Annotated in this window: 13 protein-coding genes and 1 pseudogene; 9 read left to right on the plus strand and 5 right to left on the minus strand. The window is 71.7% G+C overall.

All coding sequences use genetic code 11. From position 1 onward, the window contains the following. Positions 1–134: 134 nt before the first annotated feature. From F0415_RS10260 to F0415_RS10280, 5 genes and pseudogenes are all read left to right on the plus strand, one after another. A pseudogene (locus F0415_RS10260) lies at positions 135–800 on the plus strand (lipid-binding SYLF domain-containing protein); the annotation flags it as partial. 75 nt (positions 801–875) lie between these two features. After that, the gene (gene tatA, locus F0415_RS10265; protein WP_149861131.1) at positions 876–1115 is read left to right on the plus strand and encodes a Sec-independent protein translocase subunit TatA; all 240 of its coding nucleotides are present in this window, start codon (positions 876–878) and stop codon (positions 1113–1115) included. A 36-nt stretch (positions 1116–1151) separates the two neighbouring features. Continuing rightward, positions 1152–1661, plus strand: a complete 510-nt coding sequence (tatB, locus tag F0415_RS12720; protein WP_246149940.1) for a Sec-independent protein translocase protein TatB — start codon at positions 1152–1154, stop codon at positions 1659–1661. Continuing rightward, entirely contained in the window at positions 1658–2398 is a 741-nt protein-coding gene (tatC, locus tag F0415_RS10275) for a twin-arginine translocase subunit TatC (RefSeq protein ID WP_149861132.1), read from the plus strand. The genes tatB and tatC overlap by 4 nt, the downstream gene beginning before the upstream one ends. Before the next feature lie 4 nt (positions 2399–2402). After that, the gene (locus F0415_RS10280) at positions 2403–3092 is read left to right on the plus strand and encodes an RDD family protein (protein WP_149861133.1); all 690 of its coding nucleotides are present in this window, start codon (positions 2403–2405) and stop codon (positions 3090–3092) included. 114 nt (positions 3093–3206) lie between these two features. On the opposite strand, the gene F0415_RS10285 is transcribed toward F0415_RS10280, so the two are convergent. Further along, on the minus strand, positions 3207–4154 hold the full coding sequence (locus tag F0415_RS10285; RefSeq protein ID WP_149861134.1) for a hypothetical protein: 948 nt from the start codon (positions 4152–4154) through the stop codon (positions 3207–3209). Further along, positions 4151–4894, minus strand: a complete 744-nt coding sequence (locus tag F0415_RS10290; RefSeq protein ID WP_149861135.1) for a glutamine amidotransferase — start codon at positions 4892–4894, stop codon at positions 4151–4153. Before F0415_RS10290 ends, F0415_RS10285 begins: the two co-directional genes overlap by 4 nt. A 78-nt stretch (positions 4895–4972) precedes the next feature. Between F0415_RS10290 and glyQ the strand changes: the two genes are divergently transcribed. Genes glyQ through F0415_RS10310 form a run of 4 tightly spaced genes read left to right on the plus strand, consistent with a single transcriptional unit; the run spans position 4973 to position 13653 of the window. Beyond that, positions 4973–5887: a glycine--tRNA ligase subunit alpha gene (gene glyQ / locus F0415_RS10295; protein WP_149861136.1), complete on the plus strand. Its 915-nt coding sequence runs from the start codon at positions 4973–4975 to the stop codon at positions 5885–5887. Continuing rightward, positions 5880–8069 (plus strand): glycine--tRNA ligase subunit beta, encoded by a 2190-nt coding sequence (gene glyS / locus F0415_RS10300; protein ID WP_149861137.1) that lies wholly within the window; start codon positions 5880–5882, stop codon positions 8067–8069. Before glyQ ends, glyS begins: the two co-directional genes overlap by 8 nt. Positions 8070–8116: 47 nt before the next feature. After that, positions 8117–9898 carry an autotransporter assembly complex protein TamA gene (locus tag F0415_RS10305; protein ID WP_149861138.1) on the plus strand — a complete coding sequence of 594 codons (1782 nt, stop codon included), beginning with the start codon at positions 8117–8119 and terminating at the stop codon, positions 9896–9898. 44 nt (positions 9899–9942) lie between these two features. Then, complete coding sequence (locus tag F0415_RS10310) at positions 9943–13653, plus strand: translocation/assembly module TamB domain-containing protein (RefSeq protein WP_149861139.1); 3711 nt, start codon at positions 9943–9945, stop codon at positions 13651–13653. A gap of 218 nt (positions 13654–13871) precedes the next feature. Here F0415_RS10310 and F0415_RS10315 read toward each other — a convergent pair whose 3' ends face one another. From F0415_RS10315 to mnmG, 3 genes are all read right to left on the minus strand, one after another. Next, positions 13872–15707, minus strand: a complete 1836-nt coding sequence (locus F0415_RS10315) for an autotransporter domain-containing protein (protein WP_149861140.1) — start codon at positions 15705–15707, stop codon at positions 13872–13874. A gap of 180 nt (positions 15708–15887) precedes the next feature. Beyond that, a complete protein-coding gene (locus tag F0415_RS10320; protein WP_188310364.1) occupies positions 15888–17063 on the minus strand; it encodes a sialidase family protein in 1176 nt (391 codons plus the stop codon). Positions 17064–17171: 108 nt separating this feature from the next. After that, entirely contained in the window at positions 17172–19046 is a 1875-nt protein-coding gene (gene mnmG / locus F0415_RS10325) for a tRNA uridine-5-carboxymethylaminomethyl(34) synthesis enzyme MnmG (protein WP_149861142.1), read from the minus strand. Positions 19047–19382: the final 336 nt, after the last annotated feature.

A 19382-nucleotide genomic window follows, 5' to 3' on the forward strand; every position in this document is an offset into this window, starting at 1 on the left:
GGGTTTCCTGGCCGGGCAGCCGGCAAATTATCATCGCCGCCACGGAAGACGGCGTGCCTGCCGGCTCACCGCCGGTTCATGCCGCCCGCACATACTCGACCCGACGCCACCCGCCGAAAGGCCCGGAGAATGCGATGAAGCTCGTCCGCCTCGCCCTGCTGTCCCTGCTGCTGGCCGCCCTGCCCGCCGTCGCCGGCGAGAAGGAGGAAGCGCGCGCCGCCGATGCCGCCCGCGTGCTCGGCGAGATCATGCGCATCCCGGAAACGGCCGTGCCCGAGAAGCTGTTCTCCGAGGCCCATGCCATCGCCGTGATCCCGGACGTGGTCAAGGCCGGCCTGTTCGTCGGCGGCCGCGGCGGCAAGGGCCTGATCGCGGTGCGCGGCCCGGACGGCACCTGGTCCAATCCCAGCTTCATCAAGCTCGGCGGCGGCAGCTTCGGCTTCCAGGCCGGGGTGCAGTCGGCCGACGTGATCCTGGTCTTCCGCAGTCCGCGCGGCGTGGACGGCATCGTCAACGGCAAGTTCACCCTCGGCGCCGATGCCAGCGTGGCTGCCGGCCCGGTCGGCCGCAGCGCCCAGGCCAGCACCGACGAGCAGCTCAAGGCGGAGATCTACAGCTACTCCCGGGCCCGCGGCCTGTTCGCCGGCGTCGCCCTGGATGGCACCTGGCTGCGCATCGACCACCGCGCCAACGAGGCCGTCTACGGCCGCGGCACCACGCCGCGGATGATCTTCGAGGGCCGGGTGGACCCGCCGCCGACCCCGGTGGTGGATTTCCGCGACCGGCTCGAAGAGAACACCGTCCCGCAGGAGTGATGGCAGGGGGCCGGCTGCGCTAGACTGCCCGGCATTACCTTGACCGCGGGAAGCACGGACATGGGCAGCTTCAGCATCTGGCACTGGATCATCGTCCTGGTGGTGGTCGTGCTGATCTTCGGCACCAGGAAGCTCGGCAGCATCGGCAAGGACCTCGGCGAAGGCATCCGCGGCTTCAAGAAGGGCCTGAAGGACGGCGACGAGTCCGAGGCCGGTCCGCCAGCCCAGCTGGGCAACGAGCGCAAGGACGCCGGCGCCGAGAACTCCCGCCAGGAGTCGGGTTCCGGCAAGGGCGGCTGATCCCGGCCGCTCCGCGGCCCGGATCCGCCTGGCGCCATGTTCGATATCGGGTTTTTCGAACTGCTGGTCATCGGCGTGGTGGCCCTGGTGGTGCTCGGCCCCGAGCGCCTGCCCCGGGCCGCGCGCATGGCCGGGCTGTGGGTGCGCAAGGCGCGGGCGCAGTGGTACTCGGTCAAGGCCGAGTTCGAGCGCGAACTGGCGGCCGAGGACATGCGCCGCAGCATCGGCGACCCGGGCCGGGCCTTGCGTGACGAGCTCGGCGAGACCGGCCGCGCGCTGAAGCAATCGCTGGACGAGGCCGCCCGCGCTGCTGGTCCGGACCGGTCCGGGAGCCCGGTTCCCGCCGGGACGGGCTCCGCCGCTCCAGCGCCCGTCGAGCATGGCACTGTCGGGCCGGGCGAGCCGGACCGCGCCGACCGCGATGCCGGCGCCGTGAACAGGGACGCGGCGAGCGGCCCGGACGCGACCGGCCCGGACGCTGCCGGCCAGGCCGCAGCCGAGCACGGCGACGGCCCTGGGCCGCGGCGGGAGCCGCCCGCGCCATGAACCGCACCGGCGAACTGCCCGAAGACAGCCTGATGGGCCACCTGCTGGAGCTGCGTGCGCGCCTGCTCAAGGGCGTGCTGGCGGTGCTGCTGGTGTTCGTGGCCCTGCTGCCCCTTGCCGAGCCGCTTTACGCGCGTTTCGCCGCGCCGCTGCTGGCCAAGCTGCCGGCCGGCGGCCAGCTGGTGGCCATCGACGTGGCCTCGCCCTTCTTCACGCCGATCAAGCTGGCCTTCTTCGTCGCCCTGCTGCTGGCCATGCCCTGGCTGATCTACCAGGCCTGGGCCTTCGTCGCGCCCGGCCTGTACCGGCACGAGCAGCGGCTGGCCCGGCCGCTGCTGGGCTCGGCCCTGCTGTTGTTCTACGTGGGCTGCGCCTTTGCCTGGTTCCTGGTGTTGCCGGCGGTGTTCGGCTTCCTCACCGCGGTCACGCCCGAGGGCGTGGCCATGATGACCGACATCAGCCGCTACCTGGACTTCGTGCTGGTGATCCTGCTGGCCTTCGGCCTGGGCTTCGAGCTGCCGGTGGCGGTGGTGGTGCTGGTGCTGCTGGGCGCGGTGACCCCGGCGCAGCTGCGCGAAGCGCGCGCTTACGTCATCGTCGGCATCTTCATCCTGGCCGCCATCGTCACGCCACCGGACGTGATCTCGCAGCTGTTGCTGGCCATCCCGATGTGCCTGCTGTACGAGGCCGGCATCGTCGCCGGCGTGCTGCTGAAGCGCCGCCGGGAGGGCGGCTGAGGCCATGGCCACACCCGCGGGGTTCTGGCGCCGCTACGCCGCCTACAGCCTGGATGCCGTCGCCATTGCCCTGCTCGCCCTGCCCCTGGCCTGGCCCCGGCTGAAGGCGGCGAAGCTTGCCTACGACGCCGGCCTGACCGCCCTGCAGATGCGCCTGTGGGAGCTGCTGGACGCCGCCTTCCGCGCCGGCCTAGATCCCGGCACGCAGTTGCTGGACTGGTCCCGTGACCCGGTGCTGCGCGCCGGCCTGCTCGACCTGGCAGGCGTGCTGGCCGGCGCCGCGCTGGCGACGGCCGCCTGCCTGATGGCGGTGGCGGCGCTGTGGTTCGTCGCCGGCGAGGCCTCGCCCTGGCAAGCCAGCCCGGGCAAGCGCGCGCTCGGCCTGAAGGTCACCACCCTGGCGGGCGAACGCCCCGGCCTGTTGCGGGTGATCGGCCGCTTCCTTGCCGGCCTGCCCTCCTGGCTGCTGCTCAACCTCGGCCATGCCCTGGCGGGCTGGCGCAAAGACAAGCGCGCCCTGCACGACCTGATCGCCGGCACCCGGGTGATGCTTGCCGACGGCGCGCCAGTGCGCATGCCGCGCTGGGCGCGGGTCTGGCTGGGCGCGCAGGCGGTGCTGTTTTTCGCCGGGGTCGGCTGGGTGCTGCTGAATTACCTGCGGCTGGCCTGGGAGGTACTGCGCGACGCGCTTTAGCAGGCTCCGGAAAACGGCCTGCCGGCGCCGCCGGAACAGCAGCGCCAGCGGAGCCCGCGCACGGGCGACCGGCTCGTCGGGAGCGGAATCCGGCCGGGTTTCCCCGGCCCCCGCTCACACTTCCAGCTGCGCCGGCGCCGCCGGCGGAGCCCTGCCCGGGGCACCGAACTGGTCGCGCCAGGCGTAATAGCCGATGCCGTGGTAGATCACGAACAGCACCACCATCAGCGCGAAGGCCAGCACCAGCATCAACGGCACGCCCAGCACCGGCACCAGGCCGGCCAGCAGGGCCAGGATCATCAGGCCGATGGCCAGCACGATCGCCAGCACCAGGGCCGCCGCCAGGCCCAGGGCCAGTGCCGTCAACACCGCGCCGGGATTGCGCGCCATCATCCGGAAGCCGTCGGCGATCGCCCCCAGGGTGCCGCGCCCGGACAGCTGCACCAGCGGCACGGTGATCAGCTGCAGTACCGTCTGCACGGCGTTGATCGCCATGCCGACCAGGAACAGCAGCGCCGGCGAACGCACCTCCGGCGGCACCGGCTGGCCGCCACGGGTCATCTCCTCGAGCATGGCCACGTACTGGGCGAAGTACTCCGGGCCGCCGAACACGTGATAGTTGGCCAGGGTCAGGGCCAGGCCGGCCAGCGGCAGGATGGCCAGGCCGGCCAGCGAGCCGAACCGGCCGCCGACGAAGCCGGCGAAGATGTCGCCGGCGCCGACCGGGCGACCGGCCTCGGCCTGGTGCAGCACCTGCTGCATGCCGCCGCCAAACACCGGCATCAGCAGCGAAAACAGCAGGATGATCGGCAGCGCCACCAGCATGCTGCGGCCGATGTCCGGCTTCTCGCCGGGCGACAGGCCGGCCGCCACCAGCACGGCCAGCAGCAGGGCGGCAACCATGGCGGCCGCGCCCATCGCCAACACGCCCAGGGCGGCGGCGGCGAACAGGCCGCGGGCCTGGCGCCCGCCCACGTCCACCGCCCGCGTGAACCAGGACAGCGCGCTGCCCGCCTCGATCTTGCGGATCCCGTCCATCCCGCCTTCCGTTTCGCTGCTCATGCCTTTTTCCTGTCTCCCTGGCCATGCAGGCGACGCTGCGCCACCTGGACGAAGCGCCGCAGGACGCGGCGCGAATGCGGTGCCGGCCGCACCTGGGCCAGCAAGCGGCGGTGGCAACTGCCTTCCTGCGCCAGCGCCTCGGCACGGCCGCGGATGTAGCCGCGCATCATGCCGGTGCTGAACTCCGGGTGGAACTGCAGGCCCCAGGCCGCCTCGCCCCAGCGGAAGGCCTGGCAGCCGTCGCGGTCGGATTCGGCCAGCACGGTCGCGCCCGGCGGCGGCGACAGTACCGTCTGCAGGTGGGTAGCCTGGGCCGGGATGGCCGCCGGCAGGCCGGCGAACAGCGGGTCGTGCGCCGCGTCCGGCCTCAGCCGCACTTCCACCGTGCCCATTTCGCGGCCGCGCGGGTTGTAGTCCACCCGGCCGCCCAGGGCATGGGCGATCAGCTGATGGCCGTAGCAGATGCCCAGCATCGGCAGGCCGGCCTCGGCGCCGACGCGCAGCCAGTCGGCGCTGCGTTCGCTCCAGTCCAGACGCTCGGTGACCATGGCGCCGGAGCCGGTGACCAGTACACCGGCCCAGTCGTGATGGCCGGGCAGGGCTTCGCCGTCGAGCACGTGCACATGCCGCACCTGGCGGGCATGCAGGCCGGCGGCGACGCGGATCCAGTGGCCGAAGCCGCCGTGGCGGCGCAGCGATTCGATCGGCCGGCCGGTCTCGAGGATGAGAAAGGGTTTCATGGCGCTGTCGGGTCCGGGCCCGGGGCTGTCGCGGGCGGCGGCTATACTAGCGCCCTTTGCACCGGGTACCGCCTGCCGATGAGCGCACCGACCTTCCAGGAACTGATCCTCCGGCTCAACCAGTACTGGGCCGGCCAGGGCTGCGTGCTGATCCAGCCGCTGGACATGGAGGTCGGCGCCGGCACCTTCCATCCGGCCACCTTCCTGCGCGCGCTCGGGCCCGAACCCTGGAACGCCGCCTACGTGCAGCCCTGCCGCCGGCCGACCGACGGCCGCTACGGCGAGAACCCCAACCGCCTGCAGCGCTACTACCAGTACCAGGTGGTGATGAAACCCAGCCCCGACGACATCGTCGAGCGCTATTTCGGCTCGCTGCGTGCCCTCGGCATCGATCCCGAAGTGCACGACCTGCGCCTGGTCGAGGACAACTGGGAATCGCCGACCCTCGGCGCCTGGGGCCTGGGCTGGGAGGTCTGGCTCAACGGCATGGAGATCACCCAGTTCACCTATTTCCAGCAGGCGGGCGGCCTGGAGTGCCGGCCGGTGACCGGCGAGATCACCTACGGCCTCGAGCGCCTGTGCATGTACCTGCAGAACGTGGACGACGTCTTCGACCTGGTCTGGACCCTCGGTCCGGACGGACGGCCGGTGACCTACCGCGAGGTTTACCACCAGAACGAAGTCGAACAGAGCGCCTACAACTTCGAGCACGCCGACGTCGCCGAACTGTTGCACCGCTTCGACGCCTGCGAGAAGGAAGCCCTGAAGCTGGTCGAGTTGGGTCTGCCGCTGCCGGCCTACGACCAGGTCTGCAAGGCCAGCCACAGCTTCAATCTGCTGGACGCCCGCCGCGCCATCGGCGTCACCGAGCGTCAGCGCTATATCCTGCGCGTGCGCAACCTGGCGCGCGCGGTCGCCGGGGCCTACCACGCCCAGCGCGAGAAGCTGGGCTTCCCGGGCCTGAAGCCTGCCGAGGAGGACGCCCATGGCTGACATGCTGCCCCTGCTGGTCGAACTCGGCACCGAAGAACTGCCGCCCAAGGCGCTGCCGGAACTGGCCGAGGCCTTTCACGCCGGCATCCTCCAGGCCTTGGCCGCCCGCCGCATCGAAGTGGCGGAATCGCATGGCGGCGAGCGCGGCCGCGCCCTGTACAGCCCACGCCGGCTGGCGTCATGGCTGCCGGGCGTGGCGGTGCAGCAGCCGCAGCAGTTCAACGAAGTGATGGGCCCCTACCTCAACGTCGCCCTGGACGCGAACGGTCAGCCGACCCAGGCCCTGCTCGGTTTCGCCCAGAAGCAGGGCGTGGACTGGAGCAAGCTCGAACGGATCACCGACGCCAAGGGCATGCGCTTCGCCTACCGCAGCAGCAGGCCTGGCGCGCGCACCCTCGACCTGCTGGCCGAGGTCGTAGCCGAGGCCGTGCGCGGCCTGCCGATTCCCAGACCGATGCGCTGGGGCGAACGCGATACAGCCTTCGTGCGGCCGGCGCACTGGCTGGTGATCCTGCTCGGCCGCGAGGTCGCGCCCGGCGAAGTGCTCGGCCTGCGCGCCGACCGCATGAGTCGCGGCCACCGCTTCCACCACGACAAGGGCGTGTGGCTGAACGAGGCCGGCGAATACCTGCAGGCCCTGCGTGAAGCGCGCGTGCTGGCCGACCCGCGCGAGCGCCGCGAGCGCATCCGCGCCGAGATCGCCGCCGCCGCCCGCCAGGCCGGCGGCAACCCCCGCGTGCGCGACGAGCTGCTGGAGGAAGTGAACTGCCTGGTCGAGTGGCCGAAGGCGGTGCTGTGCAGCTTCGATCCGGAATTCCTGCGCGTGCCGCAGGAAGCGCTGGTGTCCACTATGGAAGGCAACCAGAAGTTCTTCCCGGTGCTGAATGCGGCCGGCAAGCTGTCCGAGAAGTTCATCGGCATCGCCAACATCGACAGCAAGGACCCGGACGAGGTCCGCAAGGGCTACGAGCGGGTGATCCGTCCGCGCTTCGCCGATGCCCGCTTCTTCTTCGACGAGGACCTCAGGCAGGGCCTGGCGGCCATGGCCGAGGGCCTGAAGACGGTGACCTACCAGGCCAAGCTGGGCAGCGTCGCCGACAAGTGCGCGCGGGTGGCCGAACTGGCCGAGGTGGTGGCGCTGATGACCGGCGCCGATGCCGCCCTGGCCCGGCGCGCCGCCGAACTGGGCAAGGCCGACCTGCAGTCGCGCCTGGTCGGCGAGTTCCCGGAACTGCAGGGCATCGCCGGCCGCCACTACGCCCTGGCGGCCAAGGAGCCGGAAGCCGTGGCCCTGGCCATCGACGAGGCCTACATGCCGCGTTTCGCCGGCGACGCCATCGCCCCGTCGGCGCTGGGCAAGGTGCTGGCGGTGGCCGAGCGCCTGGATACCCTGGCCGGCGGTTTCGCCGCCGGGCTGAAACCGACCGGCAACAAGGATCCTTTCGCCCTGCGCCGCAATGCCCTGGGCCTGGCCCGCACGATCATCGAGGGCCGGATGGACATTGATTTGCGCGCCCTCATTGACAAGGCCGTCGATCAAGTCGGCTTTGCCCTGGTTGACCAGAGGAGAGCAGAACAGGCCAAAGCCGCGGAGCATGCCATGGCAGCGGGTGTCGCCGTAGAGAATCCGCGCATGGTGGTGGGAGATCCCGTGAGTTCAGGCATGGCCACCGAACTCTATGAGTTCATTCTCGAGCGCCTGCGCGCCTACTACGTCGAGCAGGGCGTGCCGGCGCTGCAGTTCGATGCGGTGGCGGGCGTGCGACCGGCCTCGCTGCTGGATTTCGACCGCCGCCTCAAGGCCATCGCCGAGTTCGCCCGCCTGCGCGAGGCCGCTTCGCTGGCCGCCGCCAACAAGCGCATCCGCAACATCCTGAAGAAGGTGGACGGGCAGATCCCGCCGCAGGTCGATCCGCAGCGCCTAGTCGAACCTGCCGAACACTCCCTGCACAAGGCCCTGGCCGCCGCCCTGGCCGACACCGAGCCGATGCTGGCCAAGCGCGACTACGTGGGCACGCTCAAGCGCCTGGCGCAGCTGCAGGGGCCGGTGGACAACTTCTTCGAGCGCACCCTGGTGATGGCCGAAGACCCGGCCCTGCGCGACAACCGCCTGGCCCTGCTGCGACAGGTGGCCGACCGTTTCGCCGCGGTGGCGGCGGTGGAGCAGTTGTCGGCCGGCTGAGCCGCATTGACGCGGCGGTGGCGCCCGGCGGGTATCCTTGGCCGGGCATGCGCCCCCCTCGCCTGCCAGCCGTCCGACCGACTGCCCTGCTGCTGTGGCTGCTGGCGGCGCCGGCGGCCGCGCTGGAACTGCGCCAGATCGAGATCCAGGGTCTGGAGGACCCGGCCTTGCGCGACAACGTCGCCGCCTCGCTGTCGCTGCGGCGCCTGGACGCCGAACGGCGCGCGCGGCTCAGCGAGGGCCGCCTGGCCTACCTGCTGCGGCGCACGCCGCGGGAAGCGCGCCAGGCGCTGGAGCCCTTCGGCTACTACGCCGCCGAGGTCGAGCTCGAGCAACGCCGCGAAGGCGGGCAGGTGGACGTGATCGTCCGCATCCGTCCCGGCGAACCGGTCCGGGTCGGCGAGCGCCGGCTGGAGATGACGGGAGAAGGCCACGGCGACGAGGTACTGCAGCGTCGCCTGCAACGATTCCGTCCGCGCGAGGCGCAGGTGTTCGACCATGCCGTCTATGAGCGCTCCAAGGCTGACATGGACCGCGTGCTGGCCGAGCGCGGCTACTTCGACGCCCGCCTGGAGCGGGCCCGGGTCAGCGTGAACCGCGCCCGCCTGCGCGCCGACCTGGATCTGGCCTGGGACAGCGGCGCACGTTACGCCCTGGGCGAGGCGCGCTTCGGCGAACATCCGTTCCGGCCCGGCCTGCTGGAAAAGCTGGTGCCCTGGCAAGCCGGGCAACCCTACGACCAGGCCGAGCTGCTGGCGCTGCGCGGCTCACTGGTGGAACTGGACTACTTCGCCGCGATCGACCTGCAGCCGCGGCCCGAGGAGGCCGAGGACGGCCGGGTACCGGTTCAGGTGGATCTGGCGCCGGCCAAGCGCTCGGTCTACGACTTCGGCTTGCGCTACGGCAGCGACACCGGCCTCGGCCTGAGCGCCGGCCTGGAGCGGCGCTGGGTCAACGACCGCGGCCACAAGCTGCGCTCGCGCCTACACCTGGCGCAGCGCCGCAACGACCTGAGCGTGCAATACCGCATTCCCGCCTTCGCCTGGCTGGACGGCTGGTACAGCGTCGGCGCCAGCGCCCGTCAGGAGAAGCTGGAGTTCGTCAACAGCGACCTGATCGAACTGGTCGCCAGCCGCAGCGGCCGCCTGGGCGACTGGAACCTGCTGGCGGCGCTGAACGTCCGTCGCGAGCGTTTCGAGGATCCGCTCACCGGCGACCAGCTGTCCTACTCCACCCTGGTCTACCCCTCGCTCTGGGGCCAGTGGGGCGAAAGCGACGATCCGCTGTACCCGCGCCGCGCCCACGGTCTGACGCTGGAACTGCGCGGCGGCCATTCCAGTCTCGGCTCCGACGTGGATTTCCTGCAGGCGCGGGCCGAGGCGCGCTGGATCCGTGGCATCGGCCGGCGCGACCGTCTGCTGCTGCGGGCCGAGGCCGGCGCCACCTGGACCGACCAGTTCCCGCAGTTTCCGCCCTCGCTGCGCTTCTACGCCGGCGGCGACCGCAGCGTACGCGGTTACGGCTACAAGGAGATCGGCCCCTTCCTGAGCGACGACGACGGCAACCGCTTCGTGTTCGGCGGCAAACACCTGCTGGTGGCCAGCGCCGAATACGAGCGCATGTTCACCCGGCAGTGGGGCCTGGCTGCCTTCGTGGATGCCGGCGACGCCTTCGACGCCGGCAACGCCCTGGACCTGCAGGTCGGCGCCGGCCTGGGCCTGCGCTGGCGTTCGCCGGTCGGGCCGGTGCGGGTGGATCTCGCCCATGGTTTCGGCGACAAGGCGCAGCAATCGGTGCGTCTGCATCTGGTCATAGGGCCGGACTTGTGAGCACGCCTCCGCGCCGCCGGCTTCGCCTTCTGTCCAGGATCCTGGTGGCGACGCTGCTGCCGGCGGCCCTGCTCCTGGCCTGGCTGCTGCTCACCGGCGGCGGTCGCGACCTCGTGCTGGCGCGACTGGCGGCGGCGCTGCCGGCCGACGCGCTGTCCTGGCAGCAGGCCGAGGGCCGCCTGGCCGGCCCGCTGATCCTGCACGGCGTCCGCTATCGCCAGGCCGACGGTCTGGAAGTGCGGGCGACGCGCCTGGAACTGGAGCCGGCGCTGTGGCCGGCCTTGGGCGGCAGGCTGCGGCTGGACCGCCTGGCCGTGCGGGACCTGCGTCTGCGCCTGCCACCTGCCGACGACGAACCCTTCCAGCCGCCGCGCTGGCCCGAGTCGCTGCCGCGCATCCCGCTGCCCTTCGTGCTGGCGGTGGGCGAGCTGTCGGTGGACCGCCTCGCCATCGAAGACGATGCCGCCGAGGGCGAGGACGACGCGCGTTTCGAGGCCAGCGACATCGAGGCCCGCGAGGTCGTCCTGCGCGACGACGGCCTGTCGCTGGCCAGCCTGCGCGCCTTCCTGCCGCAGGCCGAACTGGAACTGGCCGGCGACTACCTGCCCGCCCGGCATTTCCGCACCGACCTGCGCGGCCGCCTGCGCTCGCCGACGGCCGAGGATGGCGCCGGCCCCGATCTGCAACTGATCGCCAAGGGCGATCTCGACGCCCTGCAACTCGACCTCACCGGCACGACCCCGGAGCGCCTGCAGGCGCATCTCGACCTGCGCGAAGGCGGCGGCACCCCGGCCTGGACACTGTCGCTGCACAGCGATGGCCTGCCGCCCGCCTGGCTGGGCGGCGAGCCCGATGCATCCGCCTGGCGCGGCCGGCTGCAGGCCGAGGGCCTGGGCGGCGAAGCCCGCGTGGAAGGCGCGCTCGCCAACGATGAACTGCGCGTCGTGATCGCGCCCTCGCAGCTGGCCCTGGTGGACGACCGCCTGATGCTGCGGCCGCTGAACCTGGAACTGCCACAGGGCGCGTTGCGCCTCACCGGCCAAGTGCAGTACGGCGATGACACGCCGGCCTTCGACCTGCAACTGGCCAGCGACGCGCTGACGCTGGCGCCGCAGTCGGCCGACGAAGGCGGCGTGCCGGTGCTGGCCAGTGGCCAGGTACGTGTGCAGGGCGTGCCGCAGGCCTGGCGACTGCGGGGCGAAGCGAGCTTCGAGCGTGGCAGCGAAAGTGCCCGCCTGCGCCTCGCCGGCGAAGGCGATGGCGAAGCCCTGCAGCTGCGCGAACTCGCTGCCAGCATGCCGACCGGCGAACTCGCCGGCAGCGGCCGCGTGGCCTGGTCGCCGCGGCCGGCCTTCGCGGCGGACCTGCGGCTGGATGGTTTCGATCCCGGCTACTTCCTGCCCGACTATCCCGGCGCCCTCACCGGCCAGCTGCAGGCCTCGGCCAAACAGGACGAGGCCGGCAGCTGGCGCGGCGAGGGCCGGCTGGAACGGCTGGGCGGCCGCCTGCGCGGCCTGGCCGTGGCCGGACAGGCGCAGCTGGACTGGCGGGACGACCGCGGCCGGCTCGCCGCCGACCTGCGCCTGGGCAGCAGCCATGTGCAGGTCGCCGGCCAGATCGGCGCGCGCTACGACCTGCGCATCGAGGCGGAGCCGCTGACCCTGGCCGACGCACTGCCGCCGGGCAGCGGCCGCATCGAAGGCTGGCTGCGCCTGCTCGGTCCGGCCGAGGCGCTCGACATCGAGGCCGACCTGGTCGGCCACGACCTGCGCCTGGACGACCAGCAGATCGGCGCCCTGCGCCTGCATGGCCGGCTACCCGCCACCGGCGACGGCGAACTGGTGCTGGCCGGGGAGGAACTGCGGCTCGGCGGCCTCGGCTTCGAGGCCCTGGCCGTGCGCGCCCTGGGCAGCCGCGCCCGCGCCGAGCTTCAGGGCAACCTGGCCTGGCCGCAGGGCCACCTCGAGGTCGGCGGCGAACTGGGCCAGGCGCATGGGCTCTGGCAGGGCCAGCTCGCCACGCTGCGCCTGGTCGCGCAGGACAGCCCCGAACTGCAGCTGCAGGCAGCGGCGGCTTTCCGCTTCGGCGCGGACATCACCGAATTCGACCGGGCCTGCCTGGTCTCGACCCGGGTCGAAGGCCGTCTCTGTGCCGAAGCCGGCGGCGGCGAAGCGCGACTGCAAGCCGAGGCCCTGCCGCTGTCGCTGCTGCAGCCCTGGCTGCCGCAGGACGAGGGCGTGCCCATGCACCTGGCCGGCAGCGTGGACGGCGAGGCCCTGCTGCGCCAGGGCCGCGACGGGTTCTGGCGCGGCCAGGGTCAACTGCGCTCCGGCGAGGGCGCACTGCGCCTTGACGAGCAGTCCGATCGCGTCGTGTTCGGCTACAGCGCCCTGTCCCTGGACTGGACGCTGGACGGCGACGCACTGCAGGCAACGCTGTCGGCTGGCCTCGCCGACGAAGGCAAGGTAACCGCACGCCTGGCCGCCGGCCTGGCCGACACCGCCGCGCTGGACGGCGACCTCGCCCTGGACGTGCGCAACCTGACCTGGCTGGAACTCTTCTCCGAAGACCTGGCCAGCCCCCGCGGCCGCCTGCATGGTCGGATGCAGCTGACCGGCACCCGCGGCGAGCCGCAGCTTTCCGGCCAGGCCCGGCTCGGCGCCTTCGAAGCGGAACTGCCGGCACTCGGCCTGCAGCTGCGCGAAGGCGAGTTCACCCTCGACGGCCAGGCCGACGGCAGCACCCGCCTGAGCGGCCAGCTTCGTTCCGGCGAAGGCCTGCTGCAGGTAGAGGGCAGCCTGAACCTGCGCGACGACACGGCGCCCCTGCGGGTGGCCCTGGTCGGCAGCGGCGTGAGCCTGGCCAATACGGCGGAGTTCCAGGCCGTGGCCGACCCCGATCTGCAGTTGCAACTGGCCGGCGGCGTGCTCGAAGTGCGCGGACGGGTAAACGTGGAGCAGGCGCGTTTCGATCTGGAGGCACTGGACACCGGCGTGTCCGCTTCCGAGGACGTGGTGGTGCTGGACCCGCTCGACCCGCCGAAGCCGCGGCAGTTGCCGCTGGATCTCGACGTGTCCGTCGCCCTGGGCGAAGACGTGCGCCTGCAGGGTTTCGGCCTGGACGGCAAGGTCGGCGGCAAGCTGCGCGTGCGCCAGCGTCCCGGCCGCCCGGCCCGCGCCTCCGGCGGCCTGGAGGTGAGCGGCCGCTACCGCGCCTACGGACAGGCGCTGGAGGTCGAACGGGCCCGCCTGGGTTTCGCCGATTCGCCGGTGGACAACCCCAGCCTGGACATCCGCGCCGGCCGCGATTTCGACCAGGTGAGCGTGCGCGTGCGGGTGACCGGCACGGCGCGACAGCCGCAGCTGCGCATCGAGTCCGATCCGGCCATGGACACCAGCGAGGCCCTGAGCTGGCTGGTCTTCGGCCGGCCGCTGCGCAGCGCCAAAGGGAACGAGGCGGAGCAACTGAGCGCCGCGGCCATGGCCCTCGGGGCCGGCGGCAACATGGTGGCGCAGCAGATCGGCGCGCGCCTGGGCCTGGACGAGGCCGGCATCGCCGAGTCGCGCAATCTCGGCGGGGCGGCGCTGACGGTCGGCAAACATCTTTCGCCGCGCCTGTTCATCAGTTACGGCGTCGCCCTGGTCGGCACGGGCCAGGTGGTCACGCTCAAGTATCTGCTCACGCGCGGCTTCGACATCAGCATCGAATCCGGCAACGAATCCGCCGCGTCGCTCAACTGGCGAATGGAGCGCTGACCTTCGCGGTCGCCCGGTCACTGGACTCCCGGGGCTGGTTCGCGGGGGTTCGCGGTGTCGCGAGGGTGCGATGCCTGCGGCCGCGGCCCTGGCGAGCCGCAGTGACCGCCGGTGCGACGACGCAGCAATCCGCTAACCAGCAACGATCCGCGCAAATCCGCGTCGAAAAAGGAAGGCCGCCTCGCGGCGGCCCTCCGGCGGTGCGCCCGGGTGCGTGATCAGAACGAGGTGCGCAGGCCCAGGCTGACGCTGTTGCCGTCCTGCTGGTCGTCGCTGAAACGGCCACTGTAGGCCAGGAAGGCCGTGACATTGCCGCCCAGCTGCCAGTTCAGGCCGAGATCGGCGCTGATCCAGTCCTTGGACGGGGTAAAGCCCGGCATGGTGAACCGGCCGTTCATGGTGTTGGAACCGGCGTTCACGAACACCTGGTCGTCCTCCTGCTCCTCGTTGTAGGCCACCCGCAGATAGGGCCGGATGCTGCGATCGGAAGTACCCATGCTGCCCTGCAGCTGATAGCCGACACGCGCCACCAGCGAATCGCGATCGAAGCCGGCGAAGTTCATCGAAGTGGAACGGCCGCTGTCCTCGGCGTAACCGTCGATCTCCTGCTGCAGCCAGGAAGCGCTGACGAACGGGCCGTGCTGCAGATTGCCCGGCGCACCAAACAGCCAGCCGAAGGCCAGTTCGGCACCCAGCGAGCCGGCATTGGTGTTGCCCGATTCGACCCGCACCGCCTCGCCCAGGACGATGCTCCGGTCGATGTCCAGGTCGGTGCTGCCGCCGCTGATCGCGCCCTGCAGGTAACCGCCGCCGCCGAAACGCACCGTGCCGTAGAGCGAGGCGATCACGCCGCGGCCTTCGATGTTGCCCGAACCGACGTCGTTGTCGTGGTTGCCCAGGGTGATGGCCGCACCCCAGTAGACGTTCTCGCTGGCGCGCCAGTTGGCGCCCAGGCTCAGGCTGAGCACGTCGGCGCTGGCGCCCGGCACGGCGGCGCTGGCGTCGAAGTCCTGGTCGCCGTACTGCACCGTGGCCCAGCCGCGCACACCGCCGACTTCGCGGTCGAGATAGAAGTCGCTCAACAGCTCGTCGGTGAAGGCGCGCACGTGGTTCTCGTTGATCTTCACGCCAGCCTCGCCGGCCATGGACACCTGCACCGGCGCGGCGATGGTGGAGAGAATCACGTTGGCCAGCATCCGGTGGGCGATGCCGGTCGGGTGCACGCCGTCCGCGAACAGCCAGGTTTCATTGGTGCCCGGCGCATATTCGGCCGGCAGGCCGGAGCCTTGCGGGCCGCATGCCACCGAGTTGGGCGGACTGCAGGCCGTGCCGGTGACGTTGCTGAGGCCGTACAGGCCGGGATCGGCCATCACCTCGGTGATCAGTCCGAAGGTGTCCACGGCGATGATGCCGTCGCCGAGCTGGGCCAGGCCGGTGTTCAACGCGCTGTTGTAGACCACGGTGATCTGCGAGACCGAACCGGCATTGGGCGTGCTGGCGAACTGCGGGGTCACGCCCAGGTTGGGCAGGTTGTAGACGATGATGTAGTTGGCGCCGGCGGCCTGCAGTCGGGCGATCTGCTGCACGTAGGCGGTGGCCGCGGCCACCGTGTTGGCCTGGGCATTGCCCGGATCCAGCACCAGCGTGGCGAAGATGTCGTTGGCGCCGCCCCAGATGCTGTACAGGGCGTTCGGGTCGGCGCTGCCGCCGGTGGCGGTCAGGTACTGGCTGATCTGGGTCGGGATGTTCGGCACCGGGTTGAGGCAGGGTCCGGCCGCGTTCACGCAGGCCCCGCCCCAGGCGAAGTTGCTGCCGCCCTGCAGCGAGTTGACCGCCTGCAGACCAAAGGCATTGGCGACGATCTCCACCATCACCGGGTCCGGGTTGGTGGTGAAGCTGGAGCCCGGCGGCAGGCCGTTGACATCGCCGACGTTGCCGGAATCGGTGAGGCTGTCGCCGAAGGCATAAAAGCCGCTGAAACTTTGCGCGTGCGCGGCGCCGGCAAAACCGAGCGAGAGCGCAAGCGCGCCAGCGAGTCGGTGGAAACGGGGCATGGAAAGCTCCTTTCGGGTTCTGAAGTGATGCCTTGGTCCAGGTGCCCAGGGTTTCCTCGGCGGAACGCCGGAATCCGCGTTGCCGCCCCCTCCCCTTGAGCCGCTGCCTGCGCCGCCGGTCTCGCCGCCGGCGCGGCGTCCACCTTAATGCAAAGCCCGGTTCCGTACCACCCGGTAGGGTCAGGGCGAACGCACCCGGGCGCCACGCAGGGAGGGCAGCCCACCCTCCACCGCAGTCCAGGCCAGCCAGGCCTCGCCGGCCGCCAGGCGCAGGCGCGGGAAGCCGGTGCCACGGCCGCGGCCCGGCACCGCCGCGACCCGCAGCCGCCAGTGTTCCTTCGCCAGGTCGTGAGCGAACCGGGCCAGCCAGAGCGACTGCCCGTCCGCGCCCTCCTCCATCCAGGCCAGCCAGACGCCGCTGGCATCCGCGGCCAGATCCACGCGGCCGAGCAGGTGTTCGCCGAGGACGACCTCCCGCGGCGCGGTGAAGCTGTCTCCGGCATCGCGCGAGGCGGCCAGACGCAACGCGACCCGGCCTTCGGCCGCCGTGTACCAGGCCACCCAGGCCTGCTCGCCAAGCGCCGCCACCGCCGGACCGTTGACCGGGCAGGCCGGCATCACCCAGCCGTCGGCATGCACCGGTACAGACGCCGACCAGGCGCTGCCATCGAAACGGGTAGCGAGGATGTCGCGCACTTCGCCCTCGCTGCGGTCGCGATAGACCAGCAGGGGGCCGCGCGCGGTCACCGCGACGTCGGTCTGGCAACAATCGCAGGTGCGGGCATCGATCTGCGCCTCGGTCGCCTTGCGCCCATCCGGACCCAGCACCGCCGCCCGCAGGCTCATCGCGCCGGCACCGCCGTGGTGGCCGTGGCCGCCACCGCCGGTATGCCGGCCGTCGAGCCAGGCCACGCCGAGGCGATCATGCCCCTGCGGCCACAGGCTGGCGAAACCGTGTTCGGTCGGCGTGCCGTCGTCGTGCACCGGGCCCAGCGCGGTCCAGCTCATGCCGGCATCGCGCGAGCGCAACAGGCGGGTGTCGTAGGCGTAGGTAGCCTCGCCGTTCTTCACCAGCAGATGCGCCCACAGGCTGCCGTCGGGCAGGGCCAGCAGCGACGGCACGTCGGCCCAATTGACGAACCAGTCCGCGCCCTCCGCGACCGTGCGGGTCGGCGACCAGCCGGTGCCGGCCTCGTGACGGGCGAAGCGCATGCGATGGCCACCGCCTTCGCGGCGCTCGACCCAGGCCAGCAACAGATCGCCGTCGGCCGCCACCACCAGGCTGGGCTGCGCCGATCCGGCGGGCGCCGGCAGCGGCCAGTCGTGAACGCTCGGCGTGGCTGTCGCCCATGCCATCGGCGCGAACAGGACGAGGCCGGCGAGGGCACGGCCCGGACACGGACGCGGTTTCGGTTGCGGATGCATCGGCGCAGCCTAACCCTGCCGCCGGACGCCGTCACCCGCTCAGGCCACCCTGCGGCGTCGGGCCAGGAACACCCGCAGCAGCGACACCGCCGCCGGCGTCATGCCGGGAATGCGCTGGGCCTGGCCGAGGGTTTCCGGCCGGACCTGGGCCAGTTTGGCCTGCAGTTCGGCCGACAGGCCGGGCAGGCCGGCGTAGTCGAAGTCGGCGGGAATGCGGGTGTCCTCGTGCTGGCGATTGCGTGCCACCTCGTCGCGCTGCCGCTCCAGGTAGCCGGCGTATTTCACGCCGATCTCCACCTGTTCGGCCACGCGGGGATCGCCGACGCCGGGGCCCAGACCGGGCAGGGCGACGACCTCGGCGTAACGCAGTTCCGGCCGCTTCATCAGCTCCAGGGCGGTGGATTCGCGGCTCAGGACGATGCCGGTGGCCGAGGCCAGGGCGCGCGCCAGTTCGCCGCCCGGCGCCAGCCAGACCGCCGCCAGCCGCGAGCGCTCCGCTTCCACCGCCTCGGCCTTGCGGGCGAAGGCCTGCCAGCGCGCCTCGTCCACCAGGCCGAGCTCGCGGCCGATCGGCGTCAGGCGGGCGTCGGCATTGTCCTCGCGCAGATGCAGGCGGTATTCGGCCCGGCTGGTGAACATGCGGTAGGGCTCGTTGGTGCCGCGGGTGACCAGGTCGTCCACCAGCACGCCGAGGTAGGCTTCGTCGCGGCGCGGCCACCAGGCTTCGCGCCCCTGCACCAGCAGCGCCGCGTTGAGGCCGGCCAGCAGGCCCTGCGCCGCCGCTTCCTCGTAACCGGTGGTGCCGTTGATCTGGCCGGCGAAGAACAGCCCGGCCACCGCCTTGGTTTCCAGCGAGGCCTTCAGTCCGCGCGGATCGAAGTAGTCGTATTCGATGGCGTAGCCGGGCCGGGTGATGTGGGCGTTCTCCAGGCCGCGGATGGAATGGACCATCTCCAGCTGCACCTCGTAGGGCAGCGAGGTGGAGATGCCGTTGGGATAGATCTCGTGCGTGTCCAGGCCCTCGGGTTCGAGGAAGACCTGGTGCGAGGCCTTGTCGGCGAAGCGCACCACCTTGTCCTCGATGGACGGGCAATAGCGCGGGCCGACGCCCTCGATGGCACCGGTGAACATCGGCGAACGGTCCAGGCCGCCGCGGATGATCTCGTGGGTGCGTTCGCTGGTGTGGGTGATCCAGCAGGACAGCTGGCGCGGGTGCCGGGCCGGATCGCCGAGGAAGGAAAACACCGGCCGCGGCTCGTCGCCGGGTTGTTCGCTCAGCACCGACCAATCGATGCTGCGGCCGTCCAGGCGCGGCGGCGTGCCGGTCTTGAGCCGGCCGACTGCGAAGGGACGCTCGCGCAGGCGCTGCGCCAGGGTGGTCGCCGGCGGATCGCCGGCGCGGCCGCCCGGGTGGTTGACCAGGCCAACGTGGATGCGCCCGGCCAGGAAGGTGCCGGCGGTCAGCACCACCGCCCGGGCATGGAGACGCTGACCGCCCTGGGTGACGACGCCGGTCACCCGTTCGTTCTCGATGACCAGGTCGTCCACCGCCTGCTGGAACAGCCGCAGGTTTGGCTGGCTCTCGACCAGGCGGCGGATCGCCGCCTTGTACAACCCGCGATCGGCCTGGCAACGGGTGGCGCGCACCGCCGGGCCCTTGCTGGCGTTGAGGGTGCGCCACTGGATGCCGGCGGCATCGGCCGCCCGGGCCATGGCGCCGCCCAGGGCGTCGATCTCGCGCACCAGATGGCCCTTGCCGATGCCACCGATGGCCGGGTTGCAGCTCATCTGGCCCACGGTCTCGATGCTGTGGGTCAGCAGCAGGGTGCGTGCGCCCATCCGGGCCGCCGCGAGGGCGGCCTCGGTACCGGCGTGGCCGCCGCCGATCACGATGACGTCGTAGCTGCTGGACATGGCGGGAGGGGGTGGACGGGGTCGGGATTATCCCGCGCCGGGGGGCGGGGTGCATCCGTTCCGGAGCCTTGGCACGGTTCCTGCTTTATCTCCAAGGCACCTGCCACGGCCAACGCCGGGGGGCGTCGACCAGACTGAACAGGGGCTGGTCAGGCGCGTGGCAGGGATGCCAGGGCCTGGCGCTCCCGGGGGGGAACGCCAGGCCCTTTTTTTCATTCCGGACCGGCCGCCGGAGCGCCTGCGGGGCGGCCACGCCGGCGGTTTCCGGGCAATGCCGCCAGGCGCACACCGGCGGAAAAAAGTCGGCGCCCGGCGGGTCTTGGAACAGGGGGAATC

The organism is Arenimonas fontis, from assembly GCF_008386465.1.
In the GTDB taxonomy this organism is placed as follows: Bacteria; Pseudomonadota; Gammaproteobacteria; order Xanthomonadales; family Xanthomonadaceae; genus Arenimonas; species Arenimonas fontis.

Excerpts from the sequence above, each read along its gene's own strand:
- tatA (WP_149861131.1), top strand. The coding sequence starts at position 876 with ATGGGCAGCTTCAGCATCTGGCACTGGATCATCGTCCTGGTGGTGGTC.
- tatB (WP_246149940.1), top strand. The coding sequence starts at position 1,152 with ATGTTCGATATCGGGTTTTTCGAACTGCTGGTCATCGGCGTGGTGGCC.
- tatC (WP_149861132.1), top strand. The coding sequence starts at position 1,658 with ATGAACCGCACCGGCGAACTGCCCGAAGACAGCCTGATGGGCCACCTG.
- F0415_RS10280 (WP_149861133.1), top strand. The coding sequence starts at position 2,403 with ATGGCCACACCCGCGGGGTTCTGGCGCCGCTACGCCGCCTACAGCCTG.
- F0415_RS10285 (WP_149861134.1), bottom strand. The coding sequence starts at position 4,154 with ATGAGCAGCGAAACGGAAGGCGGGATGGACGGGATCCGCAAGATCGAG.
- F0415_RS10290 (WP_149861135.1), bottom strand. The coding sequence starts at position 4,894 with ATGAAACCCTTTCTCATCCTCGAGACCGGCCGGCCGATCGAATCGCTG.
- glyQ (WP_149861136.1), top strand. The coding sequence starts at position 4,973 with ATGAGCGCACCGACCTTCCAGGAACTGATCCTCCGGCTCAACCAGTAC.
- glyS (WP_149861137.1), top strand. The coding sequence starts at position 5,880 with ATGGCTGACATGCTGCCCCTGCTGGTCGAACTCGGCACCGAAGAACTG.
- F0415_RS10305 (WP_149861138.1), top strand. The coding sequence starts at position 8,117 with ATGCGCCCCCCTCGCCTGCCAGCCGTCCGACCGACTGCCCTGCTGCTG.
- F0415_RS10315 (WP_149861140.1), bottom strand. The coding sequence starts at position 15,707 with ATGCCCCGTTTCCACCGACTCGCTGGCGCGCTTGCGCTCTCGCTCGGT.
- F0415_RS10320 (WP_188310364.1), bottom strand. The coding sequence starts at position 17,063 with ATGGCATGGGCGACAGCCACGCCGAGCGTTCACGACTGGCCGCTGCCG.
- mnmG (WP_149861142.1), bottom strand. The coding sequence starts at position 19,046 with ATGTCCAGCAGCTACGACGTCATCGTGATCGGCGGCGGCCACGCCGGT.